Genomic DNA, 21,684 nt, shown 5'->3' with positions numbered 1-21,684 from the left:
TGAATTATCTCGTAATATAGCGCACATTTGTTGTTTGCTGATAATAAGAAAAAAATAGAGAGGTTACAATTACTGGTGTTACATCTCAAGTGTGAAGAGTACTATTTACACAAATATAATACATATGAAGATCTGTCTAATGCAATTGATGAATATATTATATTCTGCAATACCAAGCGTTTACAAAAAGATTAAACGGCCTTAGCCCTTTGAAATTTAGGGGTCAGGCCGCTTGATTAGTTTTTATTATTTCCACTGTCTATTTTATAGGGATCAGTTCAACTTTTGTATTACATTAAAAAACACAGCAGAGCATGAAAACACCGTATTATTCAGGAATGGATTTTATGGTGCTTTTGCTATGAAGGAGTATAAATAAGAAGTCACTGCCTTTTACAGAAAGGCCTTACCTCAACTACATTTATACTAATTTTCTTTTTCACACCAAGGATCACACCCATCTTCAGGACAAGTAACGTGATTATGCTTTTTTTCACGCTTTGACTCAGGAGCATCAGTTTGAATGTAGGTCAATTGTCCTCCTGGATACACTCCATTGTTAGTAACTTTATAATCATCATGATTGTGCATAGGATAAAATTGAGGGAAAAAGTTGTCATTAACAGCTGAAGGTTCATCGCAGATATCTACATAATTGACTGTATTTATATTATTGATGTTGACTGGTTCAGTTGGAATATTAGCTATTGCATTTGGGTCTATATTATTTATTTCATGCATTTGCTTACACAAAGAGGGTATACAATCTTGTCCATTTACAATATAGTTTCTATATTGTGGACGTTTATCTTCGGCTTCTATCAATAGGTCAAACGTTTCTCCTGAACCTATTGTAGCTGTAAAGCCTCTTTCAAGGCCCTCATGTCCTTGTAAAACTAGTGTTTCAGACATCTTTAAGAATGGGCTTGGATTAGCATCCTTACCTATTACTGCAAAATGCCATCCGTGTATATGCCATGGTACGACCTGATAGCCCATATTAATCATTCTAAGCAGGAACATTTCTCCTGTTTTCACATGCACATAGGATTCGTAGTTAATCTGAGATACATCTTTATTACTGCCTGGAGAAGGAGTTAAGGGATGTGGAAGTAAGGTGTCCGGGAAGGCACGACCATTTACAAGCCAAAAGTCAGGTTTAAAATCCACAGGATTAAAATTACCACCGGTTTGAACACTATCATGCCATCTGGTATCTATATCAGAAAGTAACATGATATATTCCTTGTCAAAATAAGAACGTATATCATTGTATGCAAAATTTCTATTTGTAGCAGTTTTAGAAATATGGTGTTGTAGTTTTCCTTTGTATACCCAGCCGCCATTACATAATTTACTTATACCTACCAATTTAAGACTTTTCATGGACGGATAGACAACCAGGGCTCCGTACATACCCATCTGAACATGCTCAGATGCCTCAACATGACAGTGATACATATAGGTTCCGGGATGTTCCGTATCAAAAAGATAAGTTGCCACGGATGGGGCTTTATCAAAATCCATCCACATAGGAACTCCAAAGGATGATTCCGGGAAGCCATCCAGCTGAGTCGCTACATGGGCACCGTGCATATGCACAGTGTGATTATCCATAATACCTGCGGTAGGCATGCCTAAATTTATCAAGGTTATATAAACTCTATCGCCCATTTCCCCCCAGATCATTGGTGAAGGTATGGTAGCAGTTCCTATCAAGGCTTTAAATTTTGGCCAATTAGAGGGCTTTGTCCAATCAAGGTCTTCATTTACTACTTTACCATTAACACTTAACAGCCCACCAACAAAACCAAATACATACACTTTTCTACGCTCAGTTCCTACTGGCGGTAGGTCTGGAGAAGTAGGAAGTTCTATAAACCCATCAGTGGCAACAAGCACATAATGTCTAACACTCATTTTCTTATCACTCCTGTTTATTTATTTTTGATCAATATTGAAAGAAATATAGTAGTTTGTATACAGATCCAGCTCTTTGAAAGATATAATTTCAAATATATAACTGCATCTTTAGTTCATAATATGACAAATATAATAGAATTGATTCTAAATTCAAGTGAATATATTATACTTAATCTAGTATCTAAAGTTACATTTCTTGATCAAAATGCTTTACTTCACCGCTAGGATTAAACTCTTTACTACTCTTACCCTTTTCTTGAATGAATTCTATGAGTTTTTCTATATCATCTGTTTCCATTCTTACTGAAAAAGGTGTAGTAACCGCTAAGCGTAAATTTACCACGTTAAGAAAATATTATTAAAATAACGATAAATCCAGGGGAATATTAAATATACTCGTGTTATTTTAATATTGTTCTCAAAGATGTTACATTAGCTAATATATGCTAATAATATTTTCAATTTTTATCACCTTGAGGTAATGCTCTCATTAGAAAGAATTGTGTGAAAAAAGGAGAAGAAAAGATTATGTCTCAAGGTATAGTTTTTTCTCTTAAGGACATGAAGATATAAAAAAATCAAGAGGAGATATTTTTAAGTAATACAGAACTGAAATTATTCAAATATTTAATTATTAATCCTAAGCAATTTCTAGCAAAGGAGCAGCTTTTAAATGAATTGTGGAATATTGATGGGGATTTTATAGACCCAAATACTATAGCTGTAAATATAAGAAGCTTACAGTAATAGCTGTGATTGGCATCGCTTTTTTGTGGTACATAATAAAATATTTTGTTCGAAAACTAGACAGCTTTTCTTTAGAGGTAGATGAAATAATGAAGGGGAATTATTCTTTCAACATGGTGGATTATGATCAGGGTGTTTTATCTAGGCTTAATTTTCAATTTAGGCAAATGAGTAAGAAACTTGAAATGTGGTGTGATGTTTGATGCTAATAAAAAAAATATATATGCCATAATAAGAAAAGATAGCAAAGTGATTTAGAGGGAAGAATTTTAGTTAAATCATCACCTTTTGAAATGTCGTTAAATATGGATAAAAGTAAAAAAAGATATTTTAGGTAGAATAAAGATAAAATGATAAAATTTGCAGTATAATGAAGATAGAATAAGGTTGAGGACTGCGAGGATTATATTGGAAGAGAAAATATGAGCAAAGAAATGAATTATGAATAAAATAAGGGGCTTAGAAAGCATGAAAAGAGAAAAAATACTAGAAAATTTAAAATTACAAATAAAAATGGGTAATCATATTATTGGGGTAGCTGCAGGTGCAGGAATAACAGCAACGTATGCCAAACAGGGTGGGGCTGATTTTCTTTTGATGTTAAATTCAGGTAGGTTTCGCCAAATGGGGAGGGGCTCACTAGCAGGTTTTTTACCGTTTTGTAATAGCAATGATATGGTAATGGACTTTGCTTCTAAAGAAATAATGCCTTTGGTAACTGACATACCTATTATTTTTGGCCTTAATGCAACAGACCCTACAAAAAACATAAATAGTTACATAGATGAAATAAGGGGCATGGGTTTTTCTGGTATTAATAATTACCCGACAGTTGGACTAATTGACGGTCAATTTAGCGAGGCTCTTAAAGACAATGGACAGCATTATCTAATTGAAGTACAAGCAATAAGAATAGCCCATGAAAAAGATATGTTTACAGTTGCATTTGTGTTTGACGAGGTACAAACAGCTCAGATGATTGATGCTGGAGCTGATATAATTTGTGCACATTTAGGATTAACGGGAGGCGGGTTATTAGGGGCAAAAAAAGTATTCTCTCTGGAAGCTGCAAAGGTTAAAGTGGACAAGATATTTAATAAATGTAATGAATTAAAGCCAGAAGTAATTAAGTTGGTTTATGGTGGCCCTGTAAAGACACCAATTGATATTCAGTATATGTATAGTAGTAATAAAAGCTTAATGGGATATATAGGTGGGTCTGCATTTGAGAGGATTCCATCAGAAAAGGCGATTACAAATATAACAAAAGCCTTCAAAATAGCAGGGCAGCTGAATGAAGAAGATTTAATGATTAAGATGTTGGATGGAGTTTCAAAACACTATGATTATGTTGGATTTGTGCAGGAATACGTTTCTGAAAATTATATGAATGATATTTCGTTTTTAGATTTAGCTACAGTAGCGCATGTATCTAGGAGTTATTTAAGCAGTCTATTCAAAAAGAAAATTGGTTGCAGTTTTCCACAGTATATAGTTAAATTCCGTATAAATAAAGCAGTAGAAATTTTAGAAAGAGAAAATATCCAGTTATCAGAGTTAGCATCATTAGTTGGTTATCATGATTATTCACAATTTAGCAAAATGTTTAAAAAGTACAAGGGATTGTCTCCCAAACAATATAAAGCTAAAAATAATACATAAGCACAAAAACATAAGACATAAAAGCGTTTACGGTAAGAAGCTATGGCAGTATGATTAATTTAGAGTTGTATAGGGGGTTAAAAATTGAAAACAATTGCAATTGCAGGAACATTTGATACTAAAGGTGATGAGTATTTATATGTAAAAGAATTGATTGAAGGTTTGGGGTTAAGTACTTTTACGATTCACACAGGAGTGTTTAAGCCAACATTTAAACCTGATGTATCAAACAATGAAGTAGCAGAGATAGCAGGCGTAGACATTAAAACTCTCGTTGATAAAAAGGACAGAGCATTAGCAACAGAAATATTATCAAAAGGTATGGAAAAATTAGCACCTAAATTATACAAAGAAGGTAAATTTGATGGAATAATATCCCTTGGAGGTAGTGGAGGAACTTCACTAGTAACACCAGCAATGAGGGCACTTCCTATTGGGGTGCCAAAAGTTATGGTATCGACAGTAGCATCGGGAAATACTGCTCCATATGTAGGAACAAGTGATATTGTTATGATGCCATCTGTAGTAGATGTTTCAGGGCTTAATTCAATTTCAACTAAGATTTTTGCAAATGCAGTATTTGCAATAGCAGGTATGGTTAAATTTGAAAACATAAAAGTGGTAGAGAAAAAAAAATTAATTGCTGCAACTATGTTTGGCGTAACAACTCCATGTGTAACGGCAGCCAGAAAATATCTTGAGGATAGAGGATATGAAGTGCTTGTGTTCCATGCAACAGGTATAGGTGGACAGTCGATGGAAGCACTTATTGAGGCTGGATTTATTGAAGGAGTTTTAGATCTTACAACAACAGAGTGGGCAGATGAAGTTATCGGTGGAGTTTTGAATGCAGGGGAACATCGTTTAGAAGCCGCAAGTAAAAATCATGTTCCACAAGTTGTATCAGTAGGTGCACTTGATATGTGCAACTTTGGGACATACGATACAGTACCAAAAAAGTTTGAGGGACGTAATTTTTATAAGCACAATCCGACAGTGACACTTATGAGAACAAATGTAGCAGAAAATGAAGCAATCGGGAAAAAGCTTGTTGAGAAATTAAATATGGCAAAAGAGAAAACTGCTTTATTTTTACCACTAAGAGGCATATCGGGCATTGATGTAGAAGGTCAAGAGTTCTATGGTGTAGAAGAAGATAAGATGCTATTTGACACCTTAAGAAATGGTGTGAACAAAAACATTGTAGAAGTAATTGAAATGGATTGTGAGATTAACAATGCAGTATTTGCAGAAGTAGCAGCACAAAAATTAATAGATTTAATGAGTAAGTAGGATATAATGTTCGGATATATTAGTGTAGTAATAGGATTTTAGGTAATAATCCCAAAATTGAAAAACTAGTGACCAAAATTCAAACTATTTAAGGAGGATTTGGAAATGAATAAAATGACGAGAAAAGAAATTATTATAAAGTTTAAGGATGAAGTTAAAAATGGAAAGATACTATTAGGAGTAGGAGCGGGTACAGGTATTACTGCTAAAAGCAGCGAAGCTGGCGGAGCTGATATGCTAATTATATATAATTCTGGAAGATATAGAATGGCAGGCCGCGGATCACTTGCAGGATTATTATCTTATGGTGATGCAAATCAAATTGTGGTTGAGATGGGTTCAGAAGTATTACCTGTTGTAAAACATACACCCGTTTTAGCGGGGGTATGTGGTACTGATCCTTTTAGAGTTATGGAAATATATTTAAAACAACTAAAGGATCAAGGGTTTAATGGAGTTCAAAATTTCCCAACAGTAGGTTTAATTGATGGCGTATTCAGACAAAATTTAGAGGAAACAGGTATGGGATATGGATTAGAAGTAGAAATGATTAGAACAGCACATGAATTAGACATGCTTACGACTCCTTATGTATTTAATCCAGATCAAGCAAAAGCTATGGCAGCAGCAGGAGCAGATATCTTAGTCGCACATATGGGTTTGACTACCAAAGGTACAATTGGAGCAAAAACAGCTCTTACATTAGATGATTGTGTTAAGAAGATTGAAGCTATTATTAAAGCGGGTAGAGAAGTTAATCCAGATATTATGGTAATTTGTCACGGTGGACCGATTGCAGAACCAGAAGATGCTACATACGTAATTGAAAGAACAGAAGGGATAGATGGTTTCTTTGGTGCATCAAGTATTGAAAGATTTGCAGCTGAGAAAGGTATTAAAGAACAGACAGTATTATTTAAATCGATAGCAAAATAAATTATTAAGATTATACTTTAAAGGGAAAAGAAAGGGTTATGAGGTGCAAGATGCTTATTAAACAACCTATGGAAAGTTTAATGGAACAACAAAGTGTAACAGATGAAATTATGAAATATAAAGAATTATTAGATGAACGAATTATAACAGAAGAAGAATTTTTTATTAAGGAAAAAGAATTATTAAGAAAAATAATAAAATAAATATGGAATAATAAGAAGCTTAAAAATTGGCTTCTTTTTTATTACGTAATATAGTAGTTTAATTTATTGTAATTAATTGGGTTTAGGCTGTTAACAAAAATTAGAAAAGCATAAGTATAGTTTAAGACTCATGCTTTTCTAATTTTAACTACTACATACTTATTAATTTTTCCTGCATTTATTTCTTATCCATATTCTCAATCTTATTCATTTTATCCATCATTTTCATAGTATTCATTTGTATAGTTATATACATTTGCATCATGATATGCATGTGCATCATTTGCATATGCTCAGGCATAGTCATAGGCATAGTACTGTTAGATATAGGCATAATGGGCATAGGAATATTGGGCATATTGGGCATGTTTGGCATATTAGGCATAGGTGCAGGTGCCATCCTCCACGGCATCATGGGTTCTTCCATATTGTACATTTGATTCATATTGTTCCTCCAAAAATTATTATGTTACCCTATTATATATATTCAAATGAAGTCAAAATGTGTTTGTATGATAGAAAAATATAAGTAGGAATTTATAGAAGAAGCTCGGGTGCATTTAATTTAAGCTCTGAGTTTTGATTTTCACTTTGCACTGCACCTGTAAGTTGGGTATTTTTGCCCATGATGATAGGTTTGCTTACTGTTCTACATTCAAAGCTTTAGCCGCTGGTGCTGTTTTAAAACAAGATTCATTAGAGCAGCTTAAACAAGTAGTTAAATATAACAAAGAAGATGTTCTTTCTTATGCTCCAATTACAAAAGATAACATTGATAAAGGCATGACCATTGAAGAAATTTGCAATGCAGCATTACGGTTTAGTGATAATACAGCTGTAAACCTTTTATTTGATCATATAGGTGGACCTAATGGTTTTAAATCAGCACTTAATCAATTAGGGGATAACGTTACGCAACCTACACGTATAGAACCAGATCTAAACGAAGCCATACCTGAAGATATTAGGGACACTAGCACACCAAGACAATTGGCAACTGATTTACAAGCATACACAACTGGAGATATATTAACAGACGATAAGAAAAAAATTCTTATTGATTGGATGACATGTAATGCAACAGGTAATACACTAATTCGTGCAGGAGCACCAGAGGGCTGGGTAGTTATCATCGGAATATTTAGGGTAGTGTCAATGATAGTGGTGTTTGTAAAGTATAAAACATTTGGGATACTTCATACTTATGGGAATAAAATTACAGGGCTTGTGCTATTTGCATTCCCACTATCACTTGCTTTTTCCCAATCAGATGTGCTGATGTATATAATTTGTATGGTTGCAAGTGCCGCTGCTTTTGAAGAATTATTCATTCATCTATTATCAAATGAATTGCAAGCAAATAAGAAAAGTATATTCTTTAAGTGATAATAATTCTAGTTCTGGACAGGAATTTATTAAATCCACAGGTGCCAGCTTTGATAACTCTGAATATGAGATGTTTTTAAGAAATAAATTAAAACAAAATACAATAGCGCGTGATGTAGTTTTAAGAAAAACTACAAATAAAGATGCAAAAGAAATTGCAGTGCAGGATTATATATATTCAAATGTGGAATTCAAAGAAGAGGATATTTGTATGTTTGAGGAAGAAGAAAAATGTGGCGCAATTACTTATATAGCAGAAATTAATAATAAAACATAGGAAAAGTTCGTTTAGAAATATGTGATGGTGTAGGAGGTATTTATGGATTTGGTGTGCTCCCAGAACACCGTGGGAATGGTTATGGGAGAGACATTTTACTCTCATCAATAGAAAAATTGAAAGAGAAAAACTCAAAGAATATTATGCTTCAAGTGTCTGTAAAAAACAAAAATGCTTTAAAAAAGTCCTGCCGAAAGACCTTTACCGACTTTACACTCTCACCACGTTATAACAGTAAAAAAGATATTAAGAAGTGGATACTATATTCAAAATGTATGGCAAATGGTTATTCTATAAGAAAATGTGCAGAGCTAGTTGGAATAAGCATACCTACATCATTCTTTTGGAGATATAATTTTTAGATGCTATCAGAGTCTACATGGGTGTGGGTAATGTCGGTGGTGTAATTGAAGTGGACAAACTTTTTTTAGAGAATCGTTTAAAGGTAACCACAAGAAAAGCAAGACTTTTATCATGCCCCGAAAAGCTCATATGCGAGGGGTTGAGGGTAATAGAGGTAGTAATTTGTGCTATTGATAGAACTGGAAATATTATAACAGAACTAATTTGTAAGGCTAGAATAAAGCACACAGACTTAGAAAGGCTTTTTAAAGACAGAATTGAGGATGAATCTATTCTGTGTACTGATTCACATAAGAGGCATATTAAATTTGCTCAAAATTAAAATGTTGAACTACAACAGATTAAACGTGGTAAGCGCAAGGAAGGCATATATCATATACAGCATATTAATGCGTTCCATAGCAAATTAAAAGAGTGGATGTATCAGTTTCATAGTGTTGCAACAAAATATCTTGCTAATTACATGTACTGGTTTAAGTGGTTAGAGTTCTTTAAAACAGAGAAGGATACTGAAAAAAGCAAACATTTATTAGTTCAATCACATACATCTCATTCTGATACAAAGTTAAAGGATTTTAAAATTAGGGAAGCGATTTATATGCAATAATGTTAAATATTTGAAATATATACTTAATTATTGTATAATATAATAAAGACATAATGATTTAATAAATTGAAAGGAGTAGTTGTTTATGAAAATTTTTAATAAAACATATTTGGGTATTATTTTAGGCACTATTGTAGGAATTATAAATGTTTTACCGATGATATTGCAAAAGGTAGCTTGGGATGCTAATATATCAACTTTCTTGACTTGGGTTATAGTGGGCTTCTTTATTTCAACAACAAAGTTGGGATTCCATGGAGTTATAAAAGGAATTATTATTTCTATACTTATATTTATCCCCTCAACTATTTTTGTAATAGAATCTAATTTAACAGGAGCAATTTGGACTATGGTAATGACATTGATTTTCGGTGGTTTATTAGGGTATTTAATTGATAAACTTGAAAAACAACAATTCGTGAATTTGTAAAATATTGATTAAAGGAATCCTAAAATGGATTCCTTTAAAATTGGCATATTATCAACACTATGATTAAACATAGCCTAATATTTATATAAAAGCAATTTAGATAAGCTTAACTCCCCGATTATAAAAATACAAAATGAAAGTTTTTTAGGTAAGGATTTAGATTTATATAAAAAAAGAGTCAAGTTGACTTCGCCAATATTTTACATAAACAAAAAATTTCCTCCAGCTTTTATATTATGTGAAGGTGAAAGGATGTGTATGTTAGTGAATTTGGGAACAGCATTGATACATGGATTAATTTGGGCACTTATGTGGAGCAGTACGGTTACATTTATTGAAATAAAGTGGCCTCATTTATTTCTACAAGATTATCCGAAAGAACTACAGGAGGTTATTAATCTTCCTCCATTTACAAACAAAAAAGCTGCATATATGTTTGAAACAATAACGATGCTTTTAATTGTAGCTTTTATATTTTGGAGTGGCATATATACATATCATGAAAATCAAGTAAGTTATTGGATAATCTTTTGCCATATACTTATAGTCTGCCTGTGTTGGAATATATTTGATTTAATCGTGATGGACTGGCTTATTTTTTGCACTTGGCAGCCGAAGTTTATTGTACTTCCTGGGAGTGAGGGAAATAAAGCGTACAAAGATTATAAATTCCATTTTATCGGTTTCTTAAAGGGAAGTGTAATATCAGTAATTGGGTCGATTGTTATTTCAGGGATATGTTTTGTGATTTTAAAGTATTTAATATGGTAAGAGCATGAGCATAATGTGTGGTCATTTTAAGTCCGATTTTTATAAAGTTCAGCATAAACAACTACAAGAATTCTTGAAAGAATAATGGGGGTATGTCAACTTGTATTCTTATAGGAAGTAAGGCTAATTTATATTTTAAGAGGTGATGCAGTGAAGACAATAGCAAATTATATATCAATTGCGAGAATATTTTTTTCCATTACATTGCTTGTGGCAAAACCATTAAGTATAGTGTTCTTCGCAATCTATCTCGTTTGTGGAATTAGCGATGTTTTTGATGGATACATAGCAAGAAAAACAGATACCGCAAGTAAATTGGGTGAAAAACTTGACTCTGTTGCAGATTTGATAATGGTTGTGATACTGACAATTGTGCTATATCCAATTATTAATTCAATTATTAATTCAATTATAAATCCAACAGTTCAAATCATTGTTTGGGTAGTTATCATCGGAATAGTTAGAGTAGTGTCAATGATAGTGGTGTTTGTAAAGTATAAAACATTTGGGATACTTCATACTTATGGGAATAAAATTACAGGGCTTGTGCTATTTGCATTCCCACTATCACTTGCTTTTTCCCAATCAGATGTGCTGATGTATATAATTTGTATGGTTGCAAGTGCCGCTGCTTTTGAAGAATTATTCATTCATCTATTATCAAATGAATTGCAAGCAAATAAGAAAAGTATATTCTTAAAATGAGCATTATCCATATCAATTAACAGTTAAGACAAATAATTCTTAAGGTTCGTCATAAACAACTGTAAGAGAAAAGGATGGTGCAAATATATAGTATTAACTATTACTAATAAATAATAAAAAGGGGTTAGATATAGATTATGGGTGAAATAAAAAGTCCCTATATAAGATTAAGAGAAAGATTAAATAAAAATGACTATGAAGATATATATGCTCTTCAAGGAATTTGTTTAGAAATGGATAGAGTAAAACTAAAATTAGAGATTGATTATAAGCTAAGCAGGGCAGAAGGAAAAATTGATACTTTAAGCAAAATTAATGAATTCATGTATTATGATGGAGATGAGCTTATAGGTTATGCTGGTATATGTAACTTTGGGGGAGCTGTACTAGAAGTAAATGGTATGGTGCACCCCGGGTATAGAAGAATGGGTGTATTTAAAAGGTTATTTTCTTTAGTTAAAGATGAATGGAGAAGAGGCGATGCAACAAAAATGCTTTTGCTAAGTGATAATAATTCTAGTTCTGGACAGGAATTTATTAAATCCACAGGTGCCAGCTTTGATAACTCTGAATATGAGATGTTTTTAAGAAATAAATTAAAACAAAATACAATAGCGCATGATGTAGTTTTAAGAAAAACTACAAATAAGGATGCAAAAGAAATTGCAGTGCAGGATCATATATATTCAAATGTGGAATTAAAAGAAGAGGATATTTGTATGTTTGAGGAAGAAGAAAAATGTGGCGCAATTACTTATATAGCAGAAATTAATAATAAAATCATAGGAAAAGTTCGTTTAGAAATATGTGATGGTGTAGGTGGTATTTATGGATTTGGTGTGCTTCCAGAATACCGTGGGAATGGTTATGGAAGAGACATTTTACTCTTATCAATAGAAAAATTGAAAGAGAAAAACTCAAAGGATATTATGCTCCAAGTGTCTGTAAAAAACAAAAATGCTTTAAATCTTTATAAATCTTGTGGCTTTGAAGAGACTTATACTATGGATTACTATGAAATAAGTAAGTAAATATTGCATTTATGCAAAAATATTCTTAGATGTACTACTATCGGAATGCTATGAAAGTAAAACACTAATCATAAACACAAACATTGAATTGTTCGGTTTTATAGTTATGACGCTTAATAAGAATGATATGTTTAATTAAATACGAGTAAATTAAAGTAGGGGTTAAAATGAAGAAGGTTAATAGAAATTTAAAAATCGTAGCAGTATCTTTTGTAAATATTATCTTAGCTGCATTTGTATGGTATGTAATAACACTTATTAGTAGAAAATTTGGGCTTAAATTGCTTGAAAATAATTTTATAAATTATAGTGGCTTAGAAATTAGTATATTAATCGGCCAGTATTTTGTTATTAAAAAGTACAATAATGGCAGAGTTAGTTTTGATTTTATTGACATGAAGTTTAAACAAAATAGTTTTAAACAGTTATTTATAGGTATTGGCATAGGAACGCTAATGTATTTCGCTAGGGTGTTGATTTTGAGTGTAATAAAAATTGTAAAATTCAAAGGTATAGGGTTTATGTTCTACCCTACAAATGAAATTATTGTAGCTATTATTAGTGCATTCGTGACTTGTGCAATAGTCGGTTTTACTGAAGAAATATTATATAGGGGTATTATTTTAAAGCATTTAATGCAATTTAAAGGGAAAGTCGTTGCTCTGATAATAAGCTCATTAATTTTCACAATATTTCATACGCAGTATTATCAACAATTTCATGCCCTATTTGTTGTGTTTATTATGGGAATTCTATTGGGGTATTTGTATATAATAACAGAATCTTTATATTTGCCTATAGGGTTACATTTCGTAGTAGATTTTTATAGTTTCATAACAGGTGAATCTAACAATTTTTTACTTTTCGATATAAAAATTAGTAACTTGGTTTTCAGTTTATATTTTGATTATGTAACAATTATTGTAATTATAATACTGATTTTAATTTTAGCAGTGTATAAATTTAAACATAAAAAATTAAGTGCCAATACTTAAAAACAAGCTTAGGATTTATTATAAACGCTTATTTTTTTTATAGGTCGTGAGTAGAAATTACTGGACAGTAAAATTAATAGGGATTTCTGAATATCAATATGGCTTTATTTTTTAACACCATACTAATGGATTTAGATAATTCGTCAATCGTAAATCCATAATACCTAAACATTTGTAGAAAATTGAGAAGATTATTTTTATTGGGAGGTAATAACTTGAAAAAAGTAAGAGTTATAAAAATATTAATCTCAGCAATAGTTATTACATTATCGCTTTTAGGTTTATTTAATATCATTAATATAAAAATTATAATACCAATTGCATTACTATTATTAGGTATCTTGAGCATATTAAATGGGTATGACTCATATATTAATAACAAAAAAGGAGAATCAATTTTGTTAATTCTAAGTGGAGTATTCGTAATCTTTGTTTCTGTAATTATAACATTTTTTTAGTAAATTTAGGATTAGTAAGATAAGTTATACGATAAAGAGCGTGGTATGATTTGAATAAATATATACAACCCACAAGCATTTGCTGAAATGATAGGTATTTCGGTAAGAACATTACAAAGATGGGATAACGATAAGAAATTAATAGCTTTTAGAAATCCTTCTAATAGAAGATATTATACCCATAACCAATATGCTTAATATATGGGAAAATAATTCAAGATAAAGACATCAAAAAAACCATTATTTATACAAGGGTTTCGAGTAGTGGTCAGAAAGATGATTTAAAAAATCAAGTTGCTACTCTTAAAGAATTTGCCAATGCTAGAGGTATCATAATTGATGAGGTATTTGAGGATATTGGAAGTGGACTTAATTAGTTAAAAGTAACTAGTGGAACTGTAGGTTTTAAAGCAGGTAGGTACTATGTTTCTGTTTTAATTAATGTTCAAGGTACTAATGATTATGCAAGCTCTAATAATCAAGGAATAGGAATAGATTTAGGAATAAAAGACTTGGCAATAGTCAACACAATGAAGCTACCATTTAAACATATAAATAAAACCAAAGAAGTTAAAAAGAGAACACATTAAACTTTCAAGGAAATATGAGAGTTTAAAGGTAAGAAATAAAAAAATAAATATAAAAGGAGGAACTGCTACCAGGCAAAATATATCCGAACAAATAGTTATGGTACAAAAACTTCATCAGAAACTTTCTTATATTAGAAACAATTATGTTAATCAAGTAGTTAATAAGATAGTAAAAACCAAACCGTCTTATATAATAATTGAAGATTTAAACGTAAAAGGAATGATGAAGAATAAGCATTTGGCAAAGGCAATAGCACAACAAAATTTTTATGGCTTTAGAGTTAAACTTACTTTCAAATGTAAGATTAACAATATAGAATTAAGAATTGTTGATAGATGGTATCCATCAAGTACAACGTGTTAAGGAAGATTTAAAACTTTCAGACAGAGAGTATGTATGTCCAGTATGTGGACTTATAATTGATAGGGATAAAAATGCTAGTATAAACCTTGCAAATGCTAAAACATACAAAGTAGCATAACCAAGCTATTGTATATATGTACCGATGGCTAGTCGGGAATTTACGCCTTTGGAGTGTTATATCAAATGTTAGTAGTATAGTTTGCTATATGAGGACAGACACGTTGAAAAAGGAATTTTCTTGGTATGGGGATAATTGTCCATATTTTAAGTAGCAGTGAATAGAAGGAATGAAACTAATATTAAAATATATAAAAAAATATAAACCGCTTCTAGTGCTGAATATAATATCCGTTTTTGGATTTGTATTAGTGGAATTAGGAATTCCAACAATAATGGCTAGAGTGATTGACACAGGAATAGCTAATAAGGATATAGAATACACAAAGCATATGGGTATTGTAATTGTAGGAATATCTATAGTTGGAGCCATGGGTACAATATTATTAGGATACTGTTCTTCAAAAATCTCTACTAGTATGATTAGAGATTTAAGAAACGATATTTTTAAAAAATCTCAGGAATTTTCACATAGTGAATATGATAAGTTTGGGATATCGTCAATGATAACCAGAACAACCAATGATGTTTTTCAATTACAACAATTTACAAATACATTATTAAGAGTAGCATTCCTTGCACCGGTTATGTTTATTGTAAGTTTGGTAATGATTATAAGAACGAGCTTACATTTGTCTGTAGTATTAGCGATAACGGTACCATTCATAGTGCTTGGGGTAATTATTATATCTAAGATATCTTATCCAATATCAGAAAAGCAACAGAAAAAATTAGATAAATTAAATAGAATATCAAGAGAAAATTTAACTGGAGCGAGAGTAATTAGGGCATTTGGTAACGATGATCATGAAAACCAAAGATTTGAAGAAATTAACAATGAGTATACAAATCTATCTAAGAAGTTATATAAGCTTATGGCAATTTCTCAGCCAACTTTCTTTTTCTTGTTGAATTTAGCAGTGCTCGCTATTTTTTGGATTTCTAGCAAAATGATAAATGCAGGAACGCTACAAGTTGGACAACTGGTAGCATTTATAGAATATTTGTTTCATGCAATGTTCTCAATTATGCTTTTTTCAATGATGTTTATCATGTATCCAAAAGCACAAATTTCAGCTAATAGAATTAACGAGATATTAGCTGAAGAGCCTATTATTAAAAATCCTAAATATGGTGTTAAAAATACGGCTATTAGGGGGATTGTGGAGTTTGATAATGTTACCTTTATTTATCCAGATGGAGAGATTCCAGTTTTAAGTGATATATCCTTTACAGCAGTAAAAGGAGAAAAAGTTGCATTTATAGGAAGTACAGGCAGTGGGAAAAGTACGTTAATTAATTTAATTCCAAGATTTTATGATGTTACAAAGGGTAGCATAAAGATAGATGGCGTAGATGTGAGAGAATATGATTTAAAAGCACTACGTGAAAAAATGGGGTTTATACCTCAGAAAACATTGTTGTTTACTGGCAGTATAGGCACTAATATTAAATTTGGTAAAGCTGCTGCAGATAAACAAGAACTTGAACATTCGGCTAAGGTAGCCCAGGCTTATGATTTTATTAATAGTAAACATAAAAAATTTGAAGAATTAATAAGTGAAGGTGGATCTAATATGTCAGGAGGTCAAAAGCAAAGATTATCTATTGCAAGAGCATTAGTTAGAAAGCCTGAAATTTATATTTTTGATGATAGTTTTTCCGCTTTAGATTTTAAAACAGATGCAATGCTTAGAGAAAAGTTAAAGGACGAAACTAGAGATTCCGTAGTTTTAATGGTTGCACAACGGATAGGATCCATAATTGATGCTAATAAGATTATAGTATTGAATGAAGGCGAGATAGTAGGAATAGGAACTCATAAAGAATTACTAAAAACCTGCGAAATCTATTATGAAATTGCATCATCTCAACTTACAAAGGAGGAACTGGAACAATGAAAAAGTTAACGGATAATATAAGAAAAATTTCTCCCTTCGTAAAACCATATAGGAGAGCACTGATTGGCGCAATTTTATTTATAGTAGTAGCGTCTATTTTTACTGCTATTGCTCCAAAAATAGAGGGATTAATTACAACTAGTCTTGCCAAAGATGTTGTGAATATAGCAAAAGGTATAAAAGGAGCTTCAGTTAACTTTAATTATATTTTAAGGGTATTGGTAATATTGGCTTTTATTTATATATTTGGAACATTATCAACATATGCAGCAAGTTTGTTGTTAACTAATTCTATTCAAAACACTATGGAAGATTTAAGAAATGCTGTACAAGGTAAAATTAGAAAATTACCTATAAGTTATTTTGATAAAAATAGCTATGGGGATATGCTGAGCCGCATAACAAATGATATAGATACTATCTCTAATGCACTTCAACAGAGTTTTAGCCAAGTTATAAATTCAATATTGGCAATAACTCTAGCTATTGCGATGATGTTTACAATTAATATAAAACTTGCATTGGTAGCTATACTTATAATACCGATAAGTTATTTAGTGTCAAAATTTATAGTAAGTAAATCACAAAATTTATTTTATAGACAGCAAAATGTTTTGGGGGAATTAAATGGTAAAGTGCAAGAAATATATACTGGTTTTAACGAAATAAAGCTGTATGGAAAGCAAGAAGATGCTATAAAAGATTTTGAAAATATTAATGAAGAACTTTTTAATACTGGATTTAAGGCGCAATTTATATCTAGTATAATTTCTCCATTAGTTTCATTGGTAAGTTATTTAGGAATTGCAGCCATTGGAATTCTTGGCGCAACATATGCTATAAATGGAATAATGACAGTGGGTAATCTTCAAGCATCTATTCGTTATATCTGGCAAATAAACCAACCAATTTCTCAAGTAACACAATTATCTGCTGCAATACAATCAGCCTTTGCGGCAATTGAACGTGTATTTGAAATATTAGATGAGAAGGAGGAGATTCCAGATAAAGCCTCTTTTATAAAGCTCGCGAATGTACGTGGAAATGTTACTTTTGAACATGTCAAATTTGGATATAGTGGAGATAAGATTTTAATTGAGGACTTAAACGCAGAGATAAAAAGTGGTCAGATGGTTGCTATTGTAGGTCCAACAGGAGCAGGTAAAACAACATTAATAAATTTATTAATGAGATTTTATGATATTCAAGGGGGAGCTATAAAGATAGATGGAGTGGATACTAGAGATATGAAACGTGAAGATTTACGTTCTATATTCGGTATGGTTCTTCAGGATACTTGGCTATATAATGGAACAATTTATGAAAACATTGAGTATGGTAGATTTGGAGCTACCAAGGAAGAAATTATTGAAGCGGCTAAAATAGCTAACGTACATCACTTTATTAAAACACTTCCAGATGGGTATAACATGTTTCTAAACGAAGAGGCTTCTAACATATCTCAAGGAGAGAAACAACTTTTGACTATAGCAAGAGCTATAATATCAAATCCAGCAATATTAATATTAGATGAAGCAACTAGTTCAGTTGACACTAGATTAGAAATATTACTTCAAAAAGCTATGAGGAATATAATGAAAGGAAGAACTAGCTTTGTTATTGCACATAGACTTTCAACTATTCGTAATGCAGATTTAATATTGGTTATAGATGAAGGAAATATTATAGAACAAGGAACCCATAATGAGTTAATGAAAAAGGGCAGTTTCTATGAAAAACTCTATAATAGTCAGTTTGGGAGTCCGGTAGCAAATTAAACTAATTATTAATGAATATTTAAAGTATCATGGTCGTATTGTATTTTATTGTGTATAAAAAAGTTATATGCAGAAAGGGAGTTTAGTATGTTTGAAGAACTTAACAGGGAACTTATAAATGTCAAAGAAAAATTGTTGAGAAAAAAGAAATTTCAAAGTTCGGTTAACCAGACTAGGGAAGTGTTGCAAAAAGAATTAGATAGAAAGATAGAGCTCGAAAATATTCTTAAAGATGAGGATAAGGATGTCAAAAAACTTGAATCATTAAGTATTACTAGTATATTTTATTCGATACTCGGGAGTAAACATCAACAGCTTGAAAAAGAGAGGCAAGAGTTGCTTTCTGCTAGGTTAAAGTATGATGAGTGTTGTAAATCAGTTTTAGCATTAGAGAGGGAAATTGTATCGTATAAAGCTTCATTAAACAGTCTACTTGGCGTAGAGTGTGAATATGAAACTGTATTGAAGCACAAAAAAGAGTTTATACTGCGATTAAATGATGGTAAATCTCAAAAGTTACTTCAACTTATAGACAACCTAGCTGACCTTGAAGCACAGAAGAAAGAATTGAAGGAAGCAATTGCGTCAGGTGAGGCTGTACAAATTGAACTTGGACGGGTAAAAAATTCTCTTGAAAGCGCTGAAGGCTGGGGAACATGGGATATACTAGGAGGAGGCTTACTTGCAACTGCAGCTAAGCACTCACATATTGATGAAGCTAAGGAATATGCAAATAATACAAAAATTGCATTGATACGATTCCAAAATGAATTATCCGATGTGAATTTAATAATGAATATAGATATAAATATTGGGTCTTTCGAAACATTTGCAGATTATTTTATTGATGGTCTTATATCTGATTGGGTTGTACAATCAAGGATCTGTGAATCATTAGATAGTGTACATCGTGTTGCAAACAATGTAGAAAATGTAATAGGTTCACTGAAAGAAAAGCTCGATAGTATACAAAATGCCTTGCTTTCAACGGAAGAAAATATTAAATTGCTTGTTGAACAAGCGTAAATGTAGATTGAGGAAACATAAAAGTTATTTTGTTTAAAGGTAGGCATTAATTAAGGAGGAGTAGATGTTGATATCAGCGCAAACAAATATACACGATGAGGAAGTGGTTTTTTGAATGTATTAATCGCAGAAGATGAAAAGGACATCAGAATCCTTTTAAAGTTAGAGCTTGAGCAGGAGGGATACTCTGTATTTGCTGCAGAGGATGGCATTGAGGCTTTAGAAATCATACGAAACAAAGCAATTGATATTGCTATCCTTGATGTTATGATGCCACGACTGGATGGATTCAATCTGCTACGAAAAATCCGTCAAACAAGTAATCTTCCTGTCATATTTCTAACCGCTAGAGGTGATGATATGGACAAGATTTTAGGACTCGGGATTGGTGCTGATGATTACATAGTAAAGCCGTTTAGCATGCCAGAACTGCTTGCAAGAGTTGGTGCACAGCTTAGGCGAAACCTTGAATACTCGGTGCAAAATACGCACGCATTCTCCAAAATAAAGTATGGCAGCTTGTGCTTGGATAAAGATGCCTGCTGCGTCTATAAAGAGGATGTGCTGGTGGTACTGAATGCAAAAGAATATATGTTGCTTAAGTACCTTATGGAGAATCCGGAAAGGGTTTTTACCAGAAAGCAGTTATACAAGGCAGTATGGGATGAGGATATTTATTGTGACAATAACACCATTATGGTGCATATAAGTCATATCAGAAATAAGATTGAGACTGATCCAAGAAATCCGGAATATGTCAAAACCATTAGGGGTATTGGATATAAGTTTCATAAACAGAGCACGGTTAGCTTATGAACAGAAAAATAGAAAGCAGATTCTTAGCAAACTATGTCCTCATGTTTATTATTTCCATAATGATAGCTCTATTCGCACTTATGCTTTTAGGTTTTACAAACGATGTTATATCCAAGACCCTTGCTAAGAATAATTATACTGCAGAAAGCCTAATGAAGGATGATTATAAAAGGATTGACGTAGAACAGGTTATTTATAATGGCGGCGGTGTACAGGTAATTAACACCGATTATGAAGTTGCATATTCTTTAGGGCTTAACACTATTTCAAAAGGTAAACTTACCACAGCGGAGTTTACTGATTTTTTGATGAAGAGTAAAAGTATTGAAAGACGTTATAGCTATAGTATTAAATATAATTCTAAAAAGCAATTTTGGCTGGTAGTGACGTTTCCAACTTCTATTAGAATTGATTTGAATTTCGTATACAACAAAGAATACAATTCCGTTGATAAACAGGGAGTAGTTGGTGTTATTGTTGCTGTTACCTTACTTTACTTCATACTGCTTGCAATATGCACCGTGATATATTCAAAGCTATCATCTATAAGCATTATAAGCCCATTAAAGAAACTTTGTCACAGTGCTTCTCGATTGAAAGATGGAGATTATTCTTCAAGAGTTGAGCTTAATTTGAAAAATGAGTTTGGAGAATTAGAATATATATTTAACGAAATGGCAGAACAAATTGAACAGGAAATATATCTTAGAAATCAGTCTGAAGAAAACCGTAAAAGGCTTATACTTAATATTTCTCATGATCTTAAAAACCCTCTTGCAAGTATTATGGGTTATGCAGAGTTTAGCTATAACAAACCTGATTTATCAAAAGAAGAATACCGTACATACATGAAAGTAATATGTGAAAACAGCGTAAGAGTAAATAATTTAGTTACTAACCTATTTGAGCTGTCTAAAATGGAAAGTTCGAAATATTTATTGAATAAAACCAGAGTTGATATATGTGAGTATATGAGGGAAGAAATAGGTTTTTTTATAACTACATTTGATAAGGCACAATTTACATATGATTTTGAGATACCAGAAAAAGAAATCTTTATTGACATCGATTTAAAGCAGATGAATAGAGTAATCCAAAATCTTGTTTCTAATACAATAAAATATAATCCCAAAGGAACACTCTTAATGATCAGCTTATTTGAGCAGGGTGATGGAGTCGTTATTATCTTTAAGGATAATGGGATTGGAATGCCTTCAGAAATCGCAAAAGATATATTTAATCCATTTTTTGTGTCAAATAAGAATTGGAAGTATCTGAGAAAACAGACTAAATATTTGTAGAAGG

The 21,684-nt window shown here is 31.7% G+C and carries 24 protein-coding genes and 3 pseudogenes; 25 read left to right on the top strand and 2 right to left on the bottom strand.

Translation table 11 applies throughout. The features are described 5' to 3' along the window. Nucleotides 1–75: 75 nt before the first annotated feature. Entirely contained in the window at nucleotides 76–195 is a 120-nt protein-coding gene (locus KTC92_RS18615; protein ID WP_369811884.1) for an IS3 family transposase, read from the top strand. Nucleotides 196–426: 231 nt separating this feature from the next. Here KTC92_RS18615 and KTC92_RS03965 read toward each other — a convergent pair whose 3' ends face one another. Continuing rightward, entirely contained in the window at nucleotides 427–1,920 is a 1,494-nt protein-coding gene (locus KTC92_RS03965) for a multicopper oxidase domain-containing protein (RefSeq protein ID WP_220287142.1), read from the bottom strand. 591 nt (nucleotides 1,921–2,511) lie between these two features. Between KTC92_RS03965 and KTC92_RS03960 the strand changes: the two genes are divergently transcribed. The 6 genes from KTC92_RS03960 to KTC92_RS03935 all read left to right on the top strand — a co-directional run bounded on the left by KTC92_RS03960 (nucleotide 2,512) and on the right by KTC92_RS03935 (nucleotide 6,764). Continuing rightward, nucleotides 2,512–2,670 carry a helix-turn-helix domain-containing protein gene (locus KTC92_RS03960; protein WP_216304028.1) on the top strand — a complete coding sequence of 53 codons (159 nt, stop codon included), beginning with the start codon at nucleotides 2,512–2,514 and terminating at the stop codon, nucleotides 2,668–2,670. A 23-nt stretch (nucleotides 2,671–2,693) separates the two neighbouring features. After that, nucleotides 2,694–2,873: a hypothetical protein gene (locus tag KTC92_RS03955; RefSeq protein ID WP_258280686.1), complete on the top strand. Its 180-nt coding sequence runs from the start codon at nucleotides 2,694–2,696 to the stop codon at nucleotides 2,871–2,873. A 265-nt stretch (nucleotides 2,874–3,138) separates the two neighbouring features. Next, nucleotides 3,139–4,332, top strand: coding sequence for a phosphoenolpyruvate hydrolase family protein (locus KTC92_RS03950; RefSeq protein ID WP_216304002.1), 1,194 nt, complete (start codon nucleotides 3,139–3,141; stop codon nucleotides 4,330–4,332). Nucleotides 4,333–4,416: 84 nt separating this feature from the next. Continuing rightward, nucleotides 4,417–5,625, top strand: coding sequence for a Tm-1-like ATP-binding domain-containing protein (locus tag KTC92_RS03945; protein ID WP_216304003.1), 1,209 nt, complete (start codon nucleotides 4,417–4,419; stop codon nucleotides 5,623–5,625). Between the two features lie 105 nt (nucleotides 5,626–5,730). Beyond that, nucleotides 5,731–6,561 carry a phosphoenolpyruvate hydrolase family protein gene (locus KTC92_RS03940; RefSeq protein WP_216304004.1) on the top strand — a complete coding sequence of 277 codons (831 nt, stop codon included), beginning with the start codon at nucleotides 5,731–5,733 and terminating at the stop codon, nucleotides 6,559–6,561. A gap of 50 nt (nucleotides 6,562–6,611) precedes the next feature. Then, on the top strand, nucleotides 6,612–6,764 hold the full coding sequence (locus KTC92_RS03935) for a hypothetical protein (protein WP_216304030.1): 153 nt from the start codon (nucleotides 6,612–6,614) through the stop codon (nucleotides 6,762–6,764). A gap of 178 nt (nucleotides 6,765–6,942) precedes the next feature. On the opposite strand, the gene KTC92_RS03930 is transcribed toward KTC92_RS03935, so the two are convergent. Then, nucleotides 6,943–7,209 carry a hypothetical protein gene (locus KTC92_RS03930; protein ID WP_216304005.1) on the bottom strand — a complete coding sequence of 89 codons (267 nt, stop codon included), beginning with the start codon at nucleotides 7,207–7,209 and terminating at the stop codon, nucleotides 6,943–6,945. A 161-nt stretch (nucleotides 7,210–7,370) separates the two neighbouring features. On the opposite strand from KTC92_RS03930, the pseudogene bla reads away from it, so the two are divergent. The 18 genes and pseudogenes from bla to KTC92_RS03840 form a co-directional block, all read left to right on the top strand. Then, nucleotides 7,371–7,892: pseudogene (gene bla, locus KTC92_RS03925) on the top strand (class A beta-lactamase); the annotation flags it as partial. 217 nt (nucleotides 7,893–8,109) lie between these two features. Next, nucleotides 8,110–8,427, top strand: a complete 318-nt coding sequence (locus KTC92_RS03920) for a hypothetical protein (protein ID WP_216304006.1) — start codon at nucleotides 8,110–8,112, stop codon at nucleotides 8,425–8,427. Beyond that, nucleotides 8,424–8,789 (top strand): GNAT family N-acetyltransferase, encoded by a 366-nt coding sequence (locus tag KTC92_RS03915; protein WP_220287168.1) that lies wholly within the window; start codon nucleotides 8,424–8,426, stop codon nucleotides 8,787–8,789. The genes KTC92_RS03920 and KTC92_RS03915 overlap by 4 nt, the downstream gene beginning before the upstream one ends. Nucleotides 8,790–8,806: 17 nt before the next feature. Beyond that, the gene (locus KTC92_RS03910) at nucleotides 8,807–9,112 is read left to right on the top strand and encodes a hypothetical protein (RefSeq protein WP_258280685.1); all 306 of its coding nucleotides are present in this window, start codon (nucleotides 8,807–8,809) and stop codon (nucleotides 9,110–9,112) included. Nucleotides 9,113–9,208: 96 nt separating this feature from the next. Beyond that, nucleotides 9,209–9,397: a hypothetical protein gene (locus tag KTC92_RS03905; protein WP_258280684.1), complete on the top strand. Its 189-nt coding sequence runs from the start codon at nucleotides 9,209–9,211 to the stop codon at nucleotides 9,395–9,397. Between the two features lie 85 nt (nucleotides 9,398–9,482). Further along, nucleotides 9,483–9,827, top strand: a complete 345-nt coding sequence (locus KTC92_RS03900; protein WP_220287148.1) for a hypothetical protein — start codon at nucleotides 9,483–9,485, stop codon at nucleotides 9,825–9,827. A gap of 258 nt (nucleotides 9,828–10,085) precedes the next feature. Continuing rightward, the gene (locus KTC92_RS03895; RefSeq protein WP_216304009.1) at nucleotides 10,086–10,598 is read left to right on the top strand and encodes a hypothetical protein; all 513 of its coding nucleotides are present in this window, start codon (nucleotides 10,086–10,088) and stop codon (nucleotides 10,596–10,598) included. 150 nt (nucleotides 10,599–10,748) lie between these two features. Then, nucleotides 10,749–11,303 (top strand): CDP-alcohol phosphatidyltransferase family protein, encoded by a 555-nt coding sequence (locus KTC92_RS03890; RefSeq protein ID WP_216304010.1) that lies wholly within the window; start codon nucleotides 10,749–10,751, stop codon nucleotides 11,301–11,303. 137 nt (nucleotides 11,304–11,440) lie between these two features. Then, on the top strand, nucleotides 11,441–12,334 hold the full coding sequence (locus KTC92_RS03885) for a GNAT family N-acetyltransferase (RefSeq protein WP_216304011.1): 894 nt from the start codon (nucleotides 11,441–11,443) through the stop codon (nucleotides 12,332–12,334). 167 nt (nucleotides 12,335–12,501) lie between these two features. After that, a complete protein-coding gene (locus KTC92_RS03880) occupies nucleotides 12,502–13,329 on the top strand; it encodes a CPBP family intramembrane glutamic endopeptidase (protein WP_216304012.1) in 828 nt (275 codons plus the stop codon). Nucleotides 13,330–13,544: 215 nt separating this feature from the next. Next, nucleotides 13,545–13,787, top strand: coding sequence for a hypothetical protein (locus KTC92_RS03875; protein ID WP_216304013.1), 243 nt, complete (start codon nucleotides 13,545–13,547; stop codon nucleotides 13,785–13,787). Nucleotides 13,788–13,841: 54 nt separating this feature from the next. Next, nucleotides 13,842–14,161: pseudogene (locus KTC92_RS03870) on the top strand (recombinase family protein); the annotation flags it as partial. 9 nt (nucleotides 14,162–14,170) lie between these two features. Continuing rightward, a pseudogene (locus KTC92_RS03865) lies at nucleotides 14,171–14,859 on the top strand (RNA-guided endonuclease InsQ/TnpB family protein); the annotation flags it as partial. A 169-nt stretch (nucleotides 14,860–15,028) separates the two neighbouring features. Next, nucleotides 15,029–16,759 carry an ABC transporter ATP-binding protein gene (locus KTC92_RS03860; RefSeq protein ID WP_216304014.1) on the top strand — a complete coding sequence of 577 codons (1,731 nt, stop codon included), beginning with the start codon at nucleotides 15,029–15,031 and terminating at the stop codon, nucleotides 16,757–16,759. Next, entirely contained in the window at nucleotides 16,756–18,537 is a 1,782-nt protein-coding gene (locus tag KTC92_RS03855; protein ID WP_220287150.1) for an ABC transporter ATP-binding protein, read from the top strand. The genes KTC92_RS03860 and KTC92_RS03855 overlap by 4 nt, the downstream gene beginning before the upstream one ends. 87 nt (nucleotides 18,538–18,624) lie before the next feature. Then, nucleotides 18,625–19,563 (top strand): hypothetical protein, encoded by a 939-nt coding sequence (locus KTC92_RS03850; RefSeq protein WP_220287153.1) that lies wholly within the window; start codon nucleotides 18,625–18,627, stop codon nucleotides 19,561–19,563. A gap of 111 nt (nucleotides 19,564–19,674) precedes the next feature. Further along, nucleotides 19,675–20,379, top strand: a complete 705-nt coding sequence (locus KTC92_RS03845; protein WP_220287155.1) for a response regulator transcription factor — start codon at nucleotides 19,675–19,677, stop codon at nucleotides 20,377–20,379. Beyond that, nucleotides 20,376–21,680, top strand: coding sequence for a HAMP domain-containing sensor histidine kinase (locus KTC92_RS03840; protein ID WP_220287158.1), 1,305 nt, complete (start codon nucleotides 20,376–20,378; stop codon nucleotides 21,678–21,680). The genes KTC92_RS03845 and KTC92_RS03840 overlap by 4 nt, the downstream gene beginning before the upstream one ends. The last annotated feature ends 4 nt before the right edge of the window (nucleotides 21,681–21,684 follow it).

This window comes from Clostridium sp. CM027 (assembly GCF_024730565.1).
Classification (GTDB): domain Bacteria; phylum Bacillota; class Clostridia; order Clostridiales; family Clostridiaceae; genus Clostridium_AD; species Clostridium_AD estertheticum_B.
Note: the sequence above shows the minus strand (reverse complement) of the source record. Positions and strands in the feature narration are given on the sequence as shown.